Annotated in this window: 2 protein-coding genes; one reads left to right on the forward strand and one right to left on the reverse strand. The window is 73.2% G+C overall.

The genetic code is table 11. From position 1 onward, the window contains the following. Positions 1-1157, reverse strand: a 1157-nt coding sequence (locus ABZ641_RS33410) for a serine/threonine-protein kinase (protein WP_359987990.1), incomplete at its 3' end; no start/stop codon positions are given. 423 nt (positions 1158-1580) lie between these two features. On the opposite strand from ABZ641_RS33410, the gene ABZ641_RS33415 reads away from it, so the two are divergent. Beyond that, positions 1581-2222, forward strand: coding sequence for a TetR family transcriptional regulator (locus ABZ641_RS33415; protein ID WP_344621391.1), 642 nt, complete (start codon positions 1581-1583; stop codon positions 2220-2222). Positions 2223-2366 lie beyond the last annotated feature (144 nt).

Raw genomic sequence — 2366 nt, forward strand, 5'->3', positions numbered from 1 at the left:
GCCGCGGGCGCGGCCGGCGCGGCGGCGGACTGCCCGGCCACGGACTGGTCGGCGCGCGGGCCCGGCCCTATCCGGACGGGTCCGCCGGAGAGCCGGACCTCCTCCTGCCGGGCGGGCCGGCGGCCGGGCGCCATCCGCTCGGTGGCGGCCTCGCCGCCGAGCGAGCCGTTGCCCCGGCTGTCGGCCGGGGGCGCGGACGGCTGCGGCGGCAGCACCGGCGGCACGGGCGGCGGGGCGACGGGGGGCGCGACCGGCGGGGCGAGCGAGCGGCGGCCGCGCTTCTGCTCGATCAGCTGCAGCGCGCTGGGCGGCAGCCAGTCGCCGGCGTCGCCGAGGGCGTCGTCCCGGGAGAACAGGTGCGGGGCGAGCTCGGCCTGGATCTGCGCGGGCGTCGGCCGGTGCTCCGGCGCGGGCCGCATGCAGGCCCGGACGAGGTCGGCCAGCTCGATCGGCAGCCCGGACAGGTCAGGCTGCTCGCGCAGCAGCTGGAACACCGTCTCGACCGGGTTGGCGCCGCGGTACGGGGGGTGGCCGGTGGCGCAGAAGACCAGCAGCGAGCCGAGCGAGAAGACGTCGCTGGCGCCGGTGACGCTGCGGCTGTCGCGGGCCTGCTCGGGCGACATGTACGCCGGGGTGCCGACCGCGACGTTGGTCATGGTCAGCCGGGTGTGCGAGACACCGGCGGCGATGCCGAAGTCGATCACCCGCGGGCCGTCCTCGACCACCAGCACGTTGGACGGCTTGAGGTCGCGGTGGACGAGGCCGGCGGCGTGGATCGACTGGAGCGCCTCGGCGATGCCGGCGACCAGCCAGCGCACCGCGTCCACCGGCAGCGGACCGCAGTGGTTGACCAGGTCCTCCAGCGAGGGCGCCGGCACGTACGCGGTGGCGAGCCAGGGCACCCGGGCGTCGGCGTCGGCGTCGACCACGGCGGCGGTGTAGAAGCCGCCGACCGTCTTGGCGGCGGCGATCTCGCGGGCGAAGCGGACCCGGAACAGGTCGTCCTCGGCCAGCTCGGTGCGCACGGTCTTGATGGCGACCCTCCGGCCCGATGCGGAGCGCGCCAGGTAGACCAGCCCCATCCCGCCCGCGCCGAGCCGTCCCAGCACCTCGAAGGGCCCGATCCGCCTTGGATCGTGCGCCGTCAGCTGGTCCACTGAGCTGCCACCTCCCCGTTGTGCCGTCCCCCGTCCGGGGTGCGCACCCGATTCTCCAATGCCCACCCCCCGGGAGCCAATCTCCCCCGCCCGCGCCGCGCGGGGCAGGCCGTTCCGGACGGGCCGCGTCCGCTCCGGACGCGCGCCCGGCGCCGCCCCTGGCGGGCCCGGACACGCCCCGGACGCGACCGCGCACGGGCCGGCCGGCCCTCCGGCGGAGCCGGGTCCGACCGCCGTGGCGATCACTGCCTGTCATCCGACCACCCCTCAGCAGACCGGTCGTCACGCTGTGGGGTCATCAGTGCACGGGGGGGCTACAACAGGAGCGCTGAATATCCGTCCGGGCGCTCCATTACCGCCACGAGCGGCCTAATTGTCGCATCACCGAATCGCGCCAAGATCGTGCCACGGTAAGCTGACGGCATGACAGGACAAGTTCGCACCGTCGACGGTCGCGTCGCCGGGCGACGCGGACAGGAGACGCGGCAGAAGCTGCTCGACTGCCTCCGCGAGATGCTCAGCACGTCGCCTTACCGGGACGTCAAGGTCATCGACGTCGCCCGTATGGCGGGTACCTCCCCCGCGACCTTCTACCAGTACTTCCCGGATGTCGAGGGCGCTGTCCTCGAGATCGCAGAGGAAATGGCCGAGGACAGCGGCGGGCTCAAAGAGCTCGTCGAAGGAAAGTCCTGGGCGGGAAAGACCGGTGCCGCCACTTCGGAAGAACTGGTGGACGGTTTCCTCGCCTTCTGGCGCAAGAACGATGCCATTCTTCGAGTGGTCACTCTCGGTGCTGCCGAGGGGGACAAACGGTTCTTCAAGATCCGGATGAAGGTGCTCAACTCGGTGGTCGCCCCGCTCACCGAGGCCGTCCGGTCGAACCAGGGCAAGACCGACAAGACGATCGATCCGGCCGCCGTGGCGGGCTCGCTGGTCTCCCTGCTCGCCTCCGCGGCGGAGCACCAGAAGGCCTTCACCTCGTGGGGCGTGAAGGTGAAGGACCTCAAGCCCAACCTGGCCCTCCAGGTCTACCTGGGCGTCGCCGGCAAGAAGCCGCCCAAGTAGCCCGCTCCATCGTCCACCTCGCACGTTCGCCCCGGCCTCCTGTCCGGGGCGTGGCGGGCGGCGGCCGTGTCCTCGGGGGAGGTTCGCCGACGCACCGTGACGTGCCCGACAGCAGTGGGGCGCCGGAATCCGCGGATTCCGGCG

Origin of the sequence: Kitasatospora sp. NPDC007106, assembly GCF_040634455.1 — a bacterium.
Taxonomy (GTDB): domain Bacteria; phylum Actinomycetota; class Actinomycetes; order Streptomycetales; family Streptomycetaceae; genus Kitasatospora; species Kitasatospora arboriphila.

Coding starts and splice junctions, on each gene's coding strand:
- ABZ641_RS33415 (WP_344621391.1), top strand. CDS start 1,581: ATGACAGGACAAGTTCGCACCGTCGACGGTCGCGTCGCCGGGCGACGC.